15 protein-coding genes and 1 pseudogene are annotated in these 15,881 nt (G+C 74.4%); 9 read left to right on the top strand and 7 right to left on the bottom strand.

Translation table 11 applies throughout. The features are described from left to right. Positions 1-142 precede the first annotated feature (142 nt). Positions 143-913, bottom strand: a complete 771-nt coding sequence (locus tag QFZ62_RS08890) for an SDR family oxidoreductase (protein ID WP_307504426.1) — start codon at positions 911-913, stop codon at positions 143-145. A gap of 80 nt (positions 914-993) precedes the next feature. Between QFZ62_RS08890 and QFZ62_RS08895 the strand changes: the two genes are divergently transcribed. Continuing rightward, positions 994-1,560: a TetR/AcrR family transcriptional regulator gene (locus QFZ62_RS08895; protein WP_307504429.1), complete on the top strand. Its 567-nt coding sequence runs from the start codon at positions 994-996 to the stop codon at positions 1,558-1,560. Between the two features lie 59 nt (positions 1,561-1,619). Here the strand turns inward: QFZ62_RS08895 and QFZ62_RS08900 are convergent, their stop codons facing one another. After that, positions 1,620-2,105, bottom strand: coding sequence for a MerR family transcriptional regulator (locus QFZ62_RS08900; RefSeq protein WP_373425951.1), 486 nt, complete (start codon positions 2,103-2,105; stop codon positions 1,620-1,622). Positions 2,106-2,175: 70 nt separating this feature from the next. Here QFZ62_RS08900 and QFZ62_RS08905 point away from each other — a divergent pair, with 70 nt between their 5' ends. Continuing rightward, positions 2,176-2,889, top strand: a complete 714-nt coding sequence (locus tag QFZ62_RS08905) for an SDR family oxidoreductase (RefSeq protein WP_307504430.1) — start codon at positions 2,176-2,178, stop codon at positions 2,887-2,889. Positions 2,890-2,943: 54 nt separating this feature from the next. Here the strand turns inward: QFZ62_RS08905 and QFZ62_RS08910 are convergent, their stop codons facing one another. Then, the gene (locus QFZ62_RS08910; protein ID WP_307504433.1) at positions 2,944-3,708 is read right to left on the bottom strand and encodes a hypothetical protein; all 765 of its coding nucleotides are present in this window, start codon (positions 3,706-3,708) and stop codon (positions 2,944-2,946) included. Positions 3,709-3,794: 86 nt separating this feature from the next. Between QFZ62_RS08910 and QFZ62_RS08915 the strand changes: the two genes are divergently transcribed. Beyond that, entirely contained in the window at positions 3,795-4,646 is an 852-nt protein-coding gene (locus QFZ62_RS08915; protein ID WP_307504436.1) for an alpha/beta fold hydrolase, read from the top strand. 76 nt (positions 4,647-4,722) lie between these two features. On the opposite strand, the gene QFZ62_RS08920 is transcribed toward QFZ62_RS08915, so the two are convergent. Next, complete coding sequence (locus QFZ62_RS08920; RefSeq protein WP_307504439.1) at positions 4,723-6,318, bottom strand: MFS transporter; 1,596 nt, start codon at positions 6,316-6,318, stop codon at positions 4,723-4,725. A gap of 328 nt (positions 6,319-6,646) precedes the next feature. Here QFZ62_RS08920 and QFZ62_RS08925 point away from each other — a divergent pair, with 328 nt between their 5' ends. After that, positions 6,647-8,113: a sensor histidine kinase gene (locus QFZ62_RS08925; RefSeq protein WP_307504444.1), complete on the top strand. Its 1,467-nt coding sequence runs from the start codon at positions 6,647-6,649 to the stop codon at positions 8,111-8,113. Further along, positions 8,110-8,829 (top strand): response regulator transcription factor, encoded by a 720-nt coding sequence (locus QFZ62_RS08930; RefSeq protein WP_307504446.1) that lies wholly within the window; start codon positions 8,110-8,112, stop codon positions 8,827-8,829. Before QFZ62_RS08925 ends, QFZ62_RS08930 begins: the two co-directional genes overlap by 4 nt. Positions 8,830-8,966: 137 nt before the next feature. Here the strand turns inward: QFZ62_RS08930 and QFZ62_RS08935 are convergent, their stop codons facing one another. Both QFZ62_RS08935 and QFZ62_RS08940 read right to left on the bottom strand, forming a co-directional pair. Further along, positions 8,967-10,388 carry an MFS transporter gene (locus tag QFZ62_RS08935; protein WP_307504449.1) on the bottom strand — a complete coding sequence of 474 codons (1,422 nt, stop codon included), beginning with the start codon at positions 10,386-10,388 and terminating at the stop codon, positions 8,967-8,969. Between the two features lie 89 nt (positions 10,389-10,477). Next, positions 10,478-11,251 carry an SDR family oxidoreductase gene (locus QFZ62_RS08940; RefSeq protein ID WP_307504452.1) on the bottom strand — a complete coding sequence of 258 codons (774 nt, stop codon included), beginning with the start codon at positions 11,249-11,251 and terminating at the stop codon, positions 10,478-10,480. A gap of 62 nt (positions 11,252-11,313) precedes the next feature. Between QFZ62_RS08940 and QFZ62_RS08945 the strand changes: the two genes are divergently transcribed. Both QFZ62_RS08945 and QFZ62_RS08950 read left to right on the top strand, forming a co-directional pair. Then, positions 11,314-12,147 (top strand): SDR family NAD(P)-dependent oxidoreductase, encoded by an 834-nt coding sequence (locus QFZ62_RS08945; protein ID WP_307504455.1) that lies wholly within the window; start codon positions 11,314-11,316, stop codon positions 12,145-12,147. Next, on the top strand, positions 12,144-13,034 hold the full coding sequence (locus QFZ62_RS08950) for an SMP-30/gluconolactonase/LRE family protein (protein WP_307504458.1): 891 nt from the start codon (positions 12,144-12,146) through the stop codon (positions 13,032-13,034). Before QFZ62_RS08945 ends, QFZ62_RS08950 begins: the two co-directional genes overlap by 4 nt. Here the strand turns inward: QFZ62_RS08950 and QFZ62_RS08955 are convergent. Beyond that, complete coding sequence (locus QFZ62_RS08955; RefSeq protein WP_307504461.1) at positions 13,025-13,471, bottom strand: hypothetical protein; 447 nt, start codon at positions 13,469-13,471, stop codon at positions 13,025-13,027. The genes QFZ62_RS08950 and QFZ62_RS08955 overlap by 10 nt on opposite strands. A gap of 194 nt (positions 13,472-13,665) precedes the next feature. Between QFZ62_RS08955 and QFZ62_RS08960 the strand changes: the two genes are divergently transcribed. Both QFZ62_RS08960 and QFZ62_RS08965 read left to right on the top strand, forming a co-directional pair. After that, positions 13,666-14,547 (top strand): ABC transporter ATP-binding protein, encoded by an 882-nt coding sequence (locus QFZ62_RS08960; protein WP_307504464.1) that lies wholly within the window; start codon positions 13,666-13,668, stop codon positions 14,545-14,547. Positions 14,548-14,621: 74 nt separating this feature from the next. Continuing rightward, positions 14,622-15,686: pseudogene (locus QFZ62_RS08965) on the top strand (ABC transporter permease); the annotation flags it as partial. Positions 15,687-15,881 lie beyond the last annotated feature (195 nt).

Consider the following 15,881-nt stretch of genomic DNA (forward strand, 5'->3'; position numbering starts at 1 on the left):
CCGACGAGGGACCGCCCGGCGGACCTCGACGAGGTCCTCCGCAGCTGCTCGCGACCCGGCGCCTGGCGGGGCATGGAGGCCCTCCCCTGGTCGCTGACCGCGGACGGGGACGGGGCCCGGTAGCCGCAGGAGGGCGTCGGCCTCAGAGCATGCGCCGCATCATGCGCTCGGCGACGCGCAGCCCGAGCCGCGTGGGGAGCACCCGGGAGGACACGGCTGCCAGGATCGCGTTCCGGGTGCCGTCGACCACCGAGGGCGCCGTGCCGGACATCGCCCGCCACGCGGTGTCGACCACCTGCTCGGGGCGCCGCTTGTCCGTGGAGGGGTTCGAGCCCATCCCCGTGTCGGTGTCCCCGGGGGAGACGGCGAGGATCCGCAGCCCGAAGCCGCGGTTCTCCTCGGAGAGCGCCTGGGTGAGGGCGATGACGTAGGACTTCGTGGCGGAGTACGCGGCGAAGTGCGGCATCGGCTGGTATCCAGCGGCGCTGCCGATGTTGACGATCGTGCCCGACCCCTGCGCGCGCATCCGCACGATCGCGGCGCGCGTGAGCAGGGTGAGGGCCGTGACGTTGAGGTCCACGAGCTGGCGCAGGTGCGCCTCGGACGTGTCCGCGAGGTCGCCCTCGGGCGCGACGCCGGCCGAGTTCACGAGGTGGTCGAGCCGCGGCAGGTCCGCGCGGAGGGCCTCGGCGAGGGTCGCGACGTCCGCCTCGCGCGTGAGGTCCGCGACGTGCGCCGTGGCCGTCACCCCGTGGCGCTCGCCGATCTCGTCCGCGAGGGCGCGGAGGGCGACGCCGGATCGCGCGACGAGCACGACGTCGTGCCCCTCGCGGGCGTGGCGGCGGGCGAACTGCTCGCCGATGCCGGAGCTCGCTCCGGTGATGACGGCGAGAGGACGTGGTGATGCGGGCATGCGGGGCTCCATTCGATGCGGATAGGTCATCCGTTCGGATAGCGTATCCGCTCTCTCGCGGTCGCGCCTAGGATCGGTGCATGCAGCCCCTCCGCCGAGACGTCGCGCACAACCGCGAGCGCATCGAGGAGGCGGCGCGGCGCCTGATCGTCGACGGCGAGATCCCGGGACTGAACGCCGTCGCCCGCGCGGCCGGGGTGGGCGTGGCGACCGTCTACCGGCACTTCGCGACGGTCGCCGAGCTCGAGGAGGCGCTGGTCGGGGATCGGTTCCGCGCCCTCGAGGCGACCCTGGAGGACGTCCGGCCGGGGCAGCTCGAGGAGGTGCTGACGACGCACGTCACCCTGCTCGTCGAGGACGCCCTGTTCGAGCGCGTCACCGCGCGCCCCGTCCCCGCGTCGGCCGGGACCGCCGAGGCGCGGGACGCGTTGATCGCGGGCCTCCAGACGCTGCTGGACCGGGCGGCCGCCGCGGGCGAGATCCGCGACGACGTGGGGGCGGGTGAGGTCCTCGCGCTCCTCTGCGGCGTCGCCCACTCGATCCGCAGCTCGCCGGCGCCCACGACCGCGCCCCGCGACTCCGTGCTGCTGCGCGTGGTGCTCGACGGGCTGGCGCGGCCGGCGCAGGACCGCTCGGGCACGCGGTAGGACGTCGCGGGCGGACCGGTCGGTGGATCCGGTGCGCCTCGCCCGAGGACGGGTCCCGCCTAGGCCGCGACGGCCTCCGCGTGCGCCCGCTCGTACGCCGCGCCGCCCTCGCGGAGCGCCGGGCAGTGCTCGGGCGTCGGGTTGGCGCAGATCTCGATGACGCGCGACAGCTCCGCGCGGGCCCGCTCGAGCTCGGCGATGCCGGCGGAGATGCGCTCGCGCTCGGCGAGCAGGAGCGCCATGTCCTCGGGCGCGGCGACGCCGGTGTCGACGCTCGGCAGGAGCGCGAGGATCGTGCGGCTCGGCAGGCCGGCGGCGTAGAGCTGCTGGATGAGCTGCACCCGCTCGACGGCCGCCTCGTAGTAGACGCGCTGGCCGCTCGGGGTGCGCTCCGCCGGGAGCAGGCCCTGCTCCTCGTAGTACCGGAGCGCCCGGGTGCTCACGCCCGCGCGTCCCGCCACGTCGCCGATCCGCAGCATGAGGCCCTCTTCCCTGGTGGTGATGGTGGTGATCCTGTCGATCCGCCGGGCGGACTTGCCCTTCACGTCGACGTCAACTCCTAGCGTAGGCCGCGCCGCACCGCGCATCCGACGCGGGCGGCAGGAGGAATCACGCATGGACATCCAGGATCAGGTCGCCCTCGTCACCGGCGCCAACCGCGGCATCGGCCGCACCTTCGTCGAGGAGCTGCTCGAGCGCGGCGCCCGCAAGGTCTACGCGACCGCGCGCCGCCCCGAGGCGATCGACATCCCCGGCGTCGAGGTGCTGCGCCTCGACCTCATGGACGAGGCGTCCGTGACGGCCGCCGCAGCAGCGGCGCAGGACGTGACGCTCCTCATCAACAACGCCGGCATCTCGACGGGCGCCCAGCTCATCACGGGCGACATGGCGGAGATCCGCCGCGAGATGGACACCCACTACTTCGGCACGCTCGGCGTGATCCGGGCGTTCGCGCCCGTGCTCGCCGCCAACGGGGGCGGCGGGATCGTCAACGTGCTGTCCGCGCTGTCGTGGTTCGCGGCCCCTGGCGCGGGCGGCTACGCGGCGGCGAAGGCGGCCGAGTGGAACATGACGAACGCGCTGCGGCTGGAGCTCGAGGGGCAGGGCACGCTCGTGCAGGGCGTGCACCTCGGCGCCGCGGACACCGACATCATGGCCGGCTACGACGGGCCGATGCTCGACCCGCGCGACGTCGCCCGCGCCGCGCTCGACGGCGTCGCCGCGGACGCGATCGAGGTCGTCGTCGACGACTGGAGCCGCATGGTGAAGGACTCGCTGATCCACGACCCGCGCGAGTTCTACGCGAAGATCCGCGCGATCCTCGGCTGATCCGAGGACGGGAGGGGTGCCCGCGCCGGACGCGCGGTCACCCCGCCGCCGCGCCTACCCCGCCGCGAAGCGGACGGATGCGCCCTCGAGCACGAACTCGAGCGCGGTGCCCTCGGGGAACTCGTCCCGGAGCTCGGCGGGCATGTCGTCCGTGACCGTGAGGACCCCGCGGGCGGGGAACGCGCCGGCCGCGCAGCCGCCGATCGGGGTCCCGCCGCGCGAGGAGCGCGGGGCGACGACCGTGACGCAGGCGGCGCCGCCGTCGGGGTTCTCGAGGCCGATCACCGTGAGGCCGTGGAACTCGCCGACGCCGGTCGCGACGTCCTGGTACCAGTCGTCCCAGCGCTCGGGGACGGCGCGGTCGGGATCCAGCGCGACGGTCCCGACCTCGCGGCCCGTCATCGTGGCGAGCGCCGAGGAGACGGCGACCGTCGCGCCGACCGCGACGAGCACGGACGCGGCCCAGAGGATCGCGGTGCGGGGGCGGAGCGGTGCCGCGCGGCGCGGGGGCGCGTCCTCGCTGCCGCCGGCCGTGTCGTCGTCCGGAGCGGCCACGTCGTCCGCGTCGGCCGCGTCGGCGTCCGCGGAGCCCGCGCGCGTCGCGTCCGCGGTCCCGCCGCCCGGCGCGGCATGCCGTCCGCGAGGAGCGTCGCTCGCGGCGGCGGGCCGCGGATCCGCCACCCCGCCGACGAGGGCCGCACCGCGCGCCCCCGCCTCCAGCTCGCGCAGGCGGGCGAGCTCGGCGTCGTCGAGGTCGGGGTCCGGCCCGTACGCCCGGCGGCGGAGCCCGTGGAGCTCGCTCCGCTGCGCCTCGTCCATGGATCGATCCTGTCACCGCGCGTCCCGGGCGACCGGGTCGCGCTCGTGCCCTGGCCGCCGGGCGCACGCGCGCCTACGCTCGGCCCATGCTCACCGAGACGGACCTGCGGCTGCCCGACGGCCGGACGCTGCACTGCTACGACACGGGATCCGGCGACGGCGCCGACCTCGTGGTCGTCTACCACCACGGCACCCCGAACGTCGGGCCGCCGCCCGCCCCGCTCGTCGACGCCCCCGAGGGCCGGGGCCTCCGGTGGATCTCGTACGACCGGCCAGGCTACGGCGGATCCACCCGGCACCCCGGCCGCTCGATCGCGACCACCGTGGCCGACGACCTCGCCGTCGCGGACGCGCTCGGCGTCGAGCGCTTCGCCGCGTTCGGCCACTCGAGCGGCGGCGTGCTCGCGCTGGCCGCCGCCGCCTCGCTCGGCGACCGCGTTCTCGGCGCGCTCTGCGGGGCGGCCCTGGCGCCCGTCCAGGCGGAGGGCGTCGACTGGTTCGCCGGCATGCACGCGGGCGGCGAACGCGAGCTGCGCGCGGCCGTCACCGGGCGGGAGGCGCTCGAGGCGGAGCTCGCCCGGTCGGAGTTCGACCCGGCGATGTTCACCGACGGCGACCTCCGCGCGCTGGAGACCGACTGGGCGTGGCTGAACGGCGTCGCGTCCCACGGCATGGACGCGGGCCCGGGCGGCATGGTCGATGACGACCTGGCGCTCGTCGCGGACTGGGGCGTCGACCTCGCCGCCGTCACCGCGCCGGTGATCCTGCTCCACGGCGACGCCGACCGGATAGCGCCGGTCGCCCACGCGCGCTGGCTCGCCGACCGCGTGCCGGGCGCCGAGCTCGTGATCCGCCCGGACGACGGCCACATCTCCGTGCTGCGCGGCGCGGCCGGCGCGCTCGCCCGGCTGCGGGAGCGCATCCGCACCGCAGCCTAGGGAGACGCGCCCCGGAGACGGCTCTCGCCGACCCGGACGGATCCGGATCGGCGAGAGAGGGGTGGAGCGGCGGCGGTCAGTGCCCGCGCGACACCCGCCGCGGCAGGGCGAACACGAGCGCGAAGGCGACGACCGCGAAGATCGCGCTGACGCCCATGGCGGACGCGGACGCGTCGGTGAACGCCTGCGGGAGCATCTCGGGTCCGCGGATCCCCGCGCCCGCGACGCCCGCGAACAGCACGCTGCCGATGACGGCGATGCCCACGGCCGAGCCGACGCGCTGCACGGTGCCGATGACGCCGGAGGCCGCTCCCGCCTCGGCGGGGTCGACCGTCGCGACGATGAACTGCGCGTTCGGGGCGATGAAGAGGCCGTTGCCGATGCCGGCGAGGAGCAGCGGGACGAGGAGCATCCAGCTGGTGAGGTCCTCGGCGGCCGTGTTCAGCAGCACGAGCCAGAGCCAGATGAGGCCGACGCTCACGAGGGCCGTGCCGATCACGAGCACCGTGCGGCCGAGGCGGTTCGTCAGCCGGTTGCTCTGCGACGAGCCGACGATGCTGCCGATGGCGAACGGGATCGAGACGAGGCCCGACGCGAGCGCCGAGTTGCCGAGGCCCGACTGCCAGAGGATCGAGATGGTGAAGAAGATGCTGGTGAAGGCCGCGAAGTAGACCATCGCGAGGATCACGCCGCCCGTGAACGCGGGGTGCGTGAACAGGTGCGGCGGCACGAGGACGCTCTTCGCGCGCCGCGTCTGCCGGACCTCCCACGCGCCGAAGAGCGCGAGGAGCACGACGCCGCCGGCGAGCGACAGGTAGGTCCAGAGCGGCCAGCCCTGGTCCTGGCCGTCGATGAGCGGCACGAGGAGGGCCACGAGGCCCGCGCTCACGAGGATCACGCCGACGAAGTCGACGCCCGTCGCGGCGGGGGCCTTCGCCGGGGCGGATCCGCGACCGGCCGGGGCGCCGGACCGCGCGCCGGACTGCGCGCGCACGTCGCCCGCCACCTGCTCGGCGACCTGGCGGCTGGGCAGCAGGAAGGCCGCGGCGATGACGGTCGCGAGGCCGACGGGCAGGTTCACGAAGAAGACCAGGCGCCAGCCCGACTCCTCCCCCGCGGCCTGGATGATCAGGCCTCCCACGATCGGGCCGAGCGCGGACGAGACGCCGATGACGGCGCCCATGATGGCGAACGCCTTGCCGCGCGCCTGCGGCGGGAACAGCAGCTGGATGAAGGCGGTCACCGCGGGCACGAACAGGCCGCCGGACAGCCCCTGCACCACGCGCGCGATCACGAGCTGGAGGTCGTCCTGAGCCACACCGCACGCGAGGCTGGCGAGCGTGAACAGCGCGATGCCGGTCACGAACACCCACTTGTGCCCGTAGCGGTCACCGAGGCGGCCCGCGGGGATCAGCGCGAGCCCGAACGCGAGCGCGTAGCCGGAGATGATCCAGCTCAGCGTCGACTCGGAGGCGTCGAGGCTCGTGCGGATCGTCGGCAGGGCCACGTTCACGATCGTGGTGTCGAGCAGCGCGATGAACATGCCCGCGAGCAGCACGATGAGCGCCTGCCAGGCGCGGCGGGAGACGACGGGGGCGGAGGCGGATCCGGAGGCGCCGGGCGCTCCCGAGCCGCCGGACGCCGGGCGGGCGGATGCGGTGGTGTCGGACATGGGGGTCCTCTCATGCCGACGCGGGCGTCGGCGGTGGTGCGGGCGGATCCGTCGGGCGGGCGCGCGAGCGGGCGTCGCGGGCGCGGGACGGGAGGTCGGGCGCCTCGCGTGCTGGCGGACGGCGCGCACGGAGGAGGATCCGCGGCGGTGCGGGGAGACGGCCGGGCGGATGCGCCCGTGCGGCCAGTCTGGCACCGGTTGACCTGTGCGGCCTATCCGGGTGTCCGCGCACAGGCTGCCGTCACCGGCGCGCGGCGTCGCGCGTCCGGCCGCCCGGTCCGTCATCCGGCGGATGCGGCGCGCGCGGTCCCGTCGATACCGTGGTCGGATGAGCGCCGCATCCGCCCCCGACAGCGTCGACCGCTTCTGGGTCCGCCCGGGACCGGACCGCGCGGGGCTCCGCGCCGACCTGCTGCTCGCGGGCGTCATGCTCGTGCTCACGACCGGCAGCTGCACCCTCTACTACGCGATCGGCATGTACCCGTCCCGTCCGCCCCTCTGGGTCATCGGCGCCTGGATCCTCCTGATGACCGGTCCGCTGGCCCTCCGCCGCCTGCAGCCCGAGGCGGTCACGCTCGTGGTCGGCGCGACCTTCATCGTCGGCGCGTACCAGTTCGTCCCCGAGGTGATGTTCTCGAACATCGCCATGTTCATCGCCATGTACTCGCTCGGCGCCTGGGGCCGCAGCCGGCTCCGGGCGAACGTCGTCCGCGGCGTCATCGTGGTCGGCATGTTCGCCTGGCTGTTCTCGGCCCTCCTGCAGACCTCGGGCTTCTTCTCGCTCGCGGGGTCCGACTTCGAGTCCGCGCCCGACGACGCGTGGGTGCCCGCGCCGATCGCCGCCGGGCTCGTCTCGATCGTCATGAACCTCCTCTACTTCGGCGGCGCCTGGTACTTCGGCGATCGCGCGTGGGCCTCGGCGCGCGACCGGTGCGCGCTCGAGACCCGCACGGCGGAGCTCGCGACGGAGCGGGAGCGCGTGGCCGAGCAGGCGGTCACGCTCGAGCGGGTGCGCATCGCGCGCGAGCTGCACGACGTCGTCGCGCACCACGTCTCGGTGATGGGCGTGCACGCGGGTGCTGCCCGCCGGGTGCTCGGGCGCGACGCCGACAAGGCCGCGGCCTCGCTCGGCATCGTGGAGGACAACGCGCGCAGCGCCATCGAGGAGCTGCACCGCATGCTCGTGGCGCTCCGGCACGAGGAGGGCGGCAGCGGATCCGACGGAGGCGCCGGCGGCGAGCCCGACGAGACCCGCTCGGCGTCGACCCGCGGCGTCGACCAGCTGCACGAGCTCGTGGCGGACGCCTGCGGTGCGGGCCTGCAGGTCGCCTACGACGTCATCGGCACGCCGCGGCCGCTCACGCCCACGGTCGACCTCATCGTCTACCGGGTGGCGCAGGAGTCCCTCACCAACGTGCGGAAGCACGCGGGCACCGGCACGCGCGTCGACCTCCGGGTGCGGTACCTCGTCGACCGCGTCGAGGTGGAGGTGAGCGACGCCGGGCCCGTGGGCGCGGCCGCTGCGGCGACGGCACCCGGGCGCACCGGCCCCGGCGGACTCGGCCAGCGCGGGATGCGGGAACGCGTCGCGGCCGTCGGCGGATCCGTCGAGATGGGTCCGAAGGCGCGCGGCGGCTACCTCGTTCGCGCGTCGCTGCCCACGAGCCCATCGACCGTCGTGCCGCCCGTGCCGATGCCCGTGCCGGTCGACGCGGCCGTCACCGCCCCCGCGTCCGTCGCCGAGGCCGCGCCCGTCGCCGCCCCCGCGTCCGTCCCCGAGGAGGCCCGGGCATGACCGCCGACCCCGCCGCCCCCGTCCGCGTCCTCCTCGTCGACGATCAGGCGCTCGTCCGCGCCGGGTTCCGGGTGATCCTCGAGAGCGAGGACGGCATCGAGGTGGTCGGCGAGGCGGCCGACGGCGAGGAGGGCGTGCGCCTGGCCGCCGCGCTCGCGCCCGACGTGATCTGCATGGACGTGCAGATGCCGCGCGTCGACGGCCTCGAGGCCACGCGCCGCATCGTCGCCGACCCGGCCATCACCGCCGGCGTGCTGATGCTCACCACCTTCGACCGGGAGGACTACCTCTTCACCGCGCTCGACGCGGGCGCCAGCGGCTTCGTGCTGAAGAGCGCGTCGCCGGAGTCGCTCGTGGAGGCCGTGCACGTGATCGCGCGCGGCGACGCGCTGCTCTCCCCCGACGTCACGCGCCGGGTCATCGAGCGCTTCGGCCGGGGATCCGGCGCGGTCGACGACGCCCCGGCGCCCGCCGTCGCGACCCCGACGATCCCCACCGACCCGCGCGCGCAGACCCTCACCGACCGCGAGCTCGAAGTGCTCCGCCTCCTCGCCGAGGGCCTCGCCAACGCGGAGATCGCCGAGCGCCTGTACCTCGGCGAGGCCACCGTGAAGACGCACGTCTCGCGCCTGCTGCTGAAGCTCGGCGTGCGCGACCGCGTGCAGGCCGTCGTGTTCGCCTACGAGCGCGGCATCGTCGTGCCGGGCGCGAGCTGATGGACGCCAGCGCATGGATCATGGCCGCGGTCATCGTCGTGATCCTCGGCCTCGGCGTGCTGCCGCTCCGGCGACGCCGCGGCGGCAGCGGGGACCGGGACCGCTGATCCCGGCCGATCCGCGACCCCCCCCCGACCTCACCGTGCCGCGATGTCCCCGCGCTCCTCGCGGCGGCGGCGCAGCGCCGACTCGTCCTTGCCGACGATCGCGAGCAGCACGATCGCCAGCACGACGCACGCGAGGATCAGCACGAAGGTCACGTCCCAGCCGAACGCGTGCACCGAGGCGCCGATGCCGGTCGAGGCGAGCGTCGCGCCGAGCACGTACCCGAACAGGCCCGTGAAGCCGGCGGCGGTGCCCGCGACCCGGCGGGGGCTGAGGTCGAGCGCCTGCAGGCCGATGAGCATGACCGGTCCGTAGATCAGGCCGCCGATGAGGACCAGCGCCGCGAGCGACACCCAGAGGGGCCCGTCGGCCGGGGAGAGCCAGTAGATCGCGACGGCCACGCCGACCGCCGCCATGAAGAGGATCCCCGTCGGCGAGCGCCGCCCGCGGAACACCTTGTCGCTGATGTAGCCGCAGAGGAGCGTGCCGGGGATCCCCGCGAGCTCGAACAGCGAGAACCCGGCGATGCCCTCGCCGAGGCTCGCGCCGCGGACGTCCGCGAGGTAGATGGGCGCCCAGACGAGCACGCCGTAGCGGAGCGTGTAGACGAACACGTTCGCGAGCGCGAGGTTCACCATGGTGCGGTTGCCGATGACGTAGCGGCGGATGGTCTGCCAGGTCGTCGCGCCCTCGTCGGCCGCGTCGGTCTCGACCGGTGCCGGGTCGTGCCGGTGCTCCTCGATGGGCGGCAGGCCCTCCGACTCGGGGGTGTCGCGGAGGAGCGCGAAGGCGATCAGGGCGATCACGATGCAGACGAGCGCCGGGAACCAGAACGCGCTCTGCCACGTGCCGAAGGTCGCGATGGCGATGCCGGCGAGACCGCCCGCGCCGGCGCCGCCGACGTTGTGGGCGACGTTCCAGATGGCCGTCTTCCCGCCGCGCTCCGAGGTGGAGAACCAGTGCACGAGGGTGCGGCCGGACGGCGGCCAGCCCATCCCCTGGAAGAAGCCGTTGACGATCATGACCACGGCGAACAGCGCCACCGAGGCCCCGACCGCCGGCACGAACGCGACCACCAGGTTCGCGAACGCGGACAGCAGGAGGCCGATGGGCAGGAACCACCGGGCGCTGCTGCGGTCGCTGACGATGGCGCTCAGGAACTTGCTGAAGCCGTAGGCGAGCAGGACGCCGTTGGTGAGGATCCCGAGGCCGAGTGCGCTGAAGCCGTTCTCGTCGCGGAGGATCGTCGCCACGAGGGGCACGTTGTTGCGGATCAGGTAGTAGGCCGCGTAGCCGATGAAGATGCCCATGAACACCTGCAGGCGGAGCCGCGGGTAGCGGCGGGCGACGGCGGCGTCGTCGAGCCGGGGCGCGGGCGGCGGGGCCGCCATGAAGGTGAGGAGCCCGCGTCGGACGGCGGACCCGTCGGTTCGCGTGCGGTGGTCGGTGGTCATGTCTCTGCCTCCTGGCGTCGCGTCGTCGCGACGGAAGACCACTCAACGCCGTGCCCAGACGATCGTCTAGGGGAAGCGGGCCACGGGTCTCAGAACCCGCCGCGCTGCGACATGGGCGAGAGCACCAGCTCGTCGATCCGCACGTGCGGCGGCGACGCGAGCACGAACAGCGCGGCGCGGGCCACGTCGTCGGGCGTGAGCATCGCCGCGCGCTCGGCGGCGTCCGGGACGGTCGGCCGGAGCGCGAGGAAGTCGCTGTCGATCGTGCCCGGGCAGAGGTGCGTGGCGCGGATCCCGGCACCCGCCTCCTGCGCGTTGAGATCGCGGACCAGCGTCCCGAGCGCGGTCTTCGACGCGCTGTACGCGACCCCGGCGCCCGGCGAGTGGGTCCAGGCGGCGTAGGAGGAGACGAGCACGACCGTGCCGCCGGAGACCCGCAGCAGCGGCAGCGCGGCGGCGACCTGGTGCGCGGGCCCGGTGAGGTTCGTCGCGACGATGCGGTCGAAGTCCGCGAGGTCCTGGTCGGCCCAGGCGCGGCGCGGGGCGTTGAGGCCCGCCGCGACGACGATCCCGTCGAGCCGGCGGAGGCCCGCGACCACGGCGGCGAGCGCGGCGTCGTCGGTCACGTCGAGCGGGGCGACGACCGCGCGGGATCCGAGGTCGTCCACGAGCGCCTGCGTCTCCTCGAGCGGCTCCATGCGGCGGCCCGACAGCACGAGGTCCCAGCCGTCCCGGGCCGCGGCGACGGCGGTCGCGCGGCCGACGCCGGATCCCGCGCCGCTCACCCAGAGGACGCGCGCGCCGGCCGATCCCTCCCCAGCCCGATCGCCGTCGTGGTCGTCGTGCGTCGTCGTGCCGGTCATGGCGGTCTCCCTCGGTCACCCCTACGTTGAGGGAAACGCTATTCGGACTGTGGGGAACGCGCATGCTCATCGATCTCAGCGACAGGGTCGTCGTCGTGTCCGGCGCCGCCCAGGGCATCGGCCGGGCGATCGCCGAGCGCTTCCTCGCGGAGGGGTGCCGGGTCTTCGGGCTCGACCTCCGCTTCCGGGACGAGCCGCCGGCGGGGCTCACCGCGATCGTGGCGGACGTCACGGATCCGGCGTCGGTGCAGGCCGCGGTCGCGCAGGTGCTCGACGCGGCCGGCCGCGTGGACGTGCTCGTGAACAACGCCGGCATCAACGTCGAGGGATCCGTCGAGACGCTCGAGCCCGCGCGCTGGCAGGCCGCGTTCGACGTGAACGTCGGCGGCGTGTTCCTCCTGTCCCAGGCCGTCATCCCGGCGATGAAGGCGGCGGGAGGCGGGCGGATCATCAACGCGGCGTCGTTCGCGGCCGTCGTCCCGAGCGTCGGCGCCGCGGCCTACGGCGCCTCCAAGGCCGCGGTCGTGCAGTTCACGCGCGTGCTCGCGAGCGAGCTCGGGCCGTGGGGCATCACCGTCAACGCGTACGCGCCCGGCATGATCCCCACCGCCATGAACGGCTTCGCGGAGATGCCGGAGCCCGCGCAGGACCGCCTGCTCGACACCCTCAGCATCCGCCGGTGGGAGCGGCCCGACGACGTGGCCGACCTCCTGGTCTTCCTCGCGAGCGACCGCGCCGGGTACATCACCGGCACGCTCGTCGACGTGAGCGGCGGCAAGCTCGCCACGCAGATGCCGCAGCGCGCGTACGAGGGCGAGGGCGCGCCCCCGCGGGGGCCGCGGGACGGCTCTCCCGCGGATCCGTCCGGCCGCGACAGCGAGGGCGGCGTCCGATGAGCGTCACCACGTGGGAGGCGCAGCCGCTCGACACCGTCCGCTCCGAGCACGCCGAGGCGCCGCTCTGGGACGAGGCGCGCGGCACCCTGCTCTGGGCCGACCAGTACGTGGGGCTCGTGCGCGAGGCGACGCTGGATCCGGTCACCCTCGCGGTCGGCCCGGTCACCGAGACGCACGTCGGCGGGCCGGTCGGCGCGGTCGTCCGGCACGCGGACGGCGGCCACGTGCTCGCCGCGCGCGACGGCTTCGTCCGCCTCACGGCGGACGGCGCGCTCATCCCGATGGTCGACGTGCTGCCCGAGGACGGCATCCGTCGCCGCATGAACGACGGCGAGGTGGATCCGCGGGGCCGCCTCTGGGCGGGGTCCATGGCGTTCGACAAGACGCACGGCGCGGGCGCCCTCTACCTCCTCGACCGGGGCCGGACCACGACCGTCCTCGAGGGCGTCACCATCTCCAACGGCACGGCGTTCTCCGCCGACGGCACCGAGATGCTCTACATCGACACCACCACCCAGCAGGTGCGCCGCTTCCGCGTGACCGACGAGGGCGGGCTCGCGGATCCCGAGGTGGTCGTCGAGATCGACCCCGCCGACGGCCACCCCGACGGCATGTGCGTCGACGACGAGGGGTTCCTCTGGGTCGCGCTCTGGGGCGGGAGCGAGGTACGGCGGTTCTCGCCGGCCGGCGAGCACGTCGGGTCGGTGCGGGTCGACGCGCCGCAGGTCTCCAGCTGCGCCTTCGTCGGCCCCGACCGCGACGTGCTGGTGATCACGACCTCGCAGGAGGGCTACACGGCGGAGGACTCGGCGCGGCACCCGCGCGCGGGGATGCTCTTCGCGGTGCGGCCCGGCGTCACGGGTCCGGCGGCGAGCGCCTACGCGTAGGCGGTGAGCGAGGCGGAGTCGACGAAGCCGGCCCCGGACCCGCGTGCCGCACGACGGGCCGCGGCGCCCGCGAGCGCGGCCGACGCGACGGCCACGACGACGCCGACGATCCCCGCGGTCGCGACGGCGCCGAAGGACGAGTGCGCGAGGAGCAGCCCCGCGACGAACGCGACCCCCTGCACGACCCAGAGGGCGAGGATCCACCGCCGCCACGGCACGCGGCCAGGAGGGCGACCCGCCGCACCGCCGGCACGCGGCCAGAGCCGTCGCGCCGAGGCGACCGCCGCCAGGCGCACGGCCGCCGACAGTCCCAGCAGCGCGAGGCCGGCGAGCGCCAGCGTCCCGGTGCCGACGTCCGTGACGATCAGCGCGAAGAGCACGAGACCCGCCGCGGCGGCACCGTCCGCGACGGCCTGAGCGAGGGTGGGGATCCGCATGGCTCGACCCTAGGAGAGACGGGCCCGCGGGATCCACCCCCGCGACGCCCCCGATCACCGCCCCCATCAGGTGCCGCGCCACGGCCGACCGAACCGTCCCCCACCCGGTTCCCCCTCATGGCGGACTCCCCCGCACCCCCTCCCCTCCTAGCGTGAGCAGCACGGATCACCCACGCCCACCGAGGAGGCCCTCCGTGCTCGAAGTCCACAACGTCACGCGATCGTTCGGGGACCGCAAGGTCCTCGACGACGTGTCCTTCACCGTGAAGCCCGGGAGGCTGACCGGCTTCGTCGGCGGCAACGGCGCCGGCAAGACCACCACCATGCGGATCATGCTCGGCGTGCTCTCGCCCGACTCCGGGACGGTGTCGCTCGACAGCCGCGACCTCGGCACGTCGAGCCGCCGCACCTTCGGCTACATGCCGGAGGAGCGCGGGCTCTACCCGAAGATGAAGCTGCAGGAGCAGATCGTCTACCTCGGCCGCCTGCATGGGATGACCGCCGCCGACGCGACGGCCAGCACCGAGCGCCTGCTCGAGCGCCTGAGCCTCGCCGAGCGGCGGAACGACCCCATCGAGTCGCTGTCGCTCGGCAACCAGCAGCGCGCGCAGATCGCCGCGAGCCTCGTGCACGACCCCGAGGTGCTCGTGCTCGACGAGCCGTTCTCGGGACTCGACCCGATCGCGGTCGAGACCGTGCTCGGCGTCCTCACCGAGCGGGCCGCGCAGGGCGTGCCCGTCCTCTTCTCCTCGCACCAGCTCGACATCGTGGAGCGCCTCTGCGACGACGTGGTCGTCATCGCCGAGGGCCGGATCCGCGCGTCCGGCGACCGCGAGGAGCTCCGCGACCAGCACAGCCGCCCCCTCACGGAGCTCCTCATCGACGGCGACGGCGGCTGGGTGCGCGACGTGCCCGGCGTCGAGGTCGTCGAGTTCGACGGCGGCTACGTGCTCTTCGAGGCCGACGACGAGGCGCGCCAGCGCGTGCTCGCCGAGGCCGTCTCCCGCGGATCCGTCACCGGCTTCTCCCGTCGCCGCCCCACCCTCAGCGAGATCTTCCAGGAGGTAGTCCAGTGAGCACCAGCAGCAGCACCACGGGCGCGACGCGCGCCGCGAGCCGGGGCGCCGCCCCGACCCTCGTCCAGTCCACGATGCTCGTGACGGGCCGCGAGGTGCGCATGCGCCTCCGCAGCAAGTCGTTCCTCATCAGCACCGCGATCCTGCTCCTCGGGATCCTCGCCTCGATCGTCGTCACCGGCTTCCTCGCCGCGAACGACTCCGACGGCGACCGCACGCGCGTCGCCGTGGTCGGCGCCGCGCAGCAGGCCGTCTCCGCCTCCGAGTCGCTCGAGGGCGTGCCCGCGGACAGCGTCGAGGACGCCCGCGCGATGGTGCGCGACGGCGACGTGGACGCCGCGGTCGTGCCCGACGACCAGGCCGCCGCCGAGGGCAGGGTCGTCGTGATCGGCGACGACTCCGCCCCCGACGACGTCGTGAGCGCACTCACCGAGACGCCCCGCGTGGAGCTCCTGCAGGAGTCCGCCACGAACCCCGCCATCGCCTACCTCGTGGCGCTCGCGTTCGGCCTCGTCTTCTTCATGTCCGCGCTGACGTTCGGCATGATCATCGCCCAGAGCGTGGTGGAGGAGAAGCAGACCCGCGTGGTGGAGCTGCTCATGTCGACGATCCCGGTGCGGGCGCTGCTCGCCGGCAAGGTGCTCGGCAACAGCATCCTGGCGTTCGCGCAGATCGCGCTCATCGCGCTGATGGCGGGCCTCGGCCTCCTGGTCACCGGCCAGACCGAGCTGTTCGCCGTCATCGGCCCCGCGGTGCTCTGGTTCGTCGTGTTCTTCCTGTTCGGGTTCGTGCTGCTCGCGTCGCTCTTCGCGGCGACCGCGGCGCTCGTCTCCCGCCAGGAGGACGTGGGCGCGGTGACCGCGCCCGTGACTTACCTCGTGATGATCCCGTACTTCGCGGTCATCTTCTTCAACGACAACCCCGTCGTGCTCGCCGTGATGTCGTACGTGCCGTTCGCGGCGCCCGTGGGCATGCCGATGCGCCTGTTCCTCGGATCCGCCGAGTGGTGGGAGCCCGTCGTCTCGCTCCTCGTGCTCCTCGTGACGACCGCGGCGGTGGTCGTCCTCGGCTCCCGCATCTACAGCAACTCGCTGCTCCGCACCGGGTCCCGCGTGAAGCTGCGCGAGGCCGCTGAAGGGATGATCGACGCGCTGCAGGACTTCACCGCCGGCCTCCCCGAGGTGCTCCGCTGGTTCGGCGTCATGGTCGCGGCCATGATCCCGTTCGTCGAGGTCGAGCTCGCCGCCGTGCTGGGCGTGCTCACCGGGCAGCACGCCGTGATCGCCGTGCTGGCAGCCGTGGTGGGCAACACCGCCGTCGTGGCGCTGATCGTG

It is taken from the genome of Clavibacter sp. B3I6, assembly GCF_030816895.1.
GTDB lineage: Bacteria > Actinomycetota > Actinomycetes > Actinomycetales > Microbacteriaceae > Clavibacter.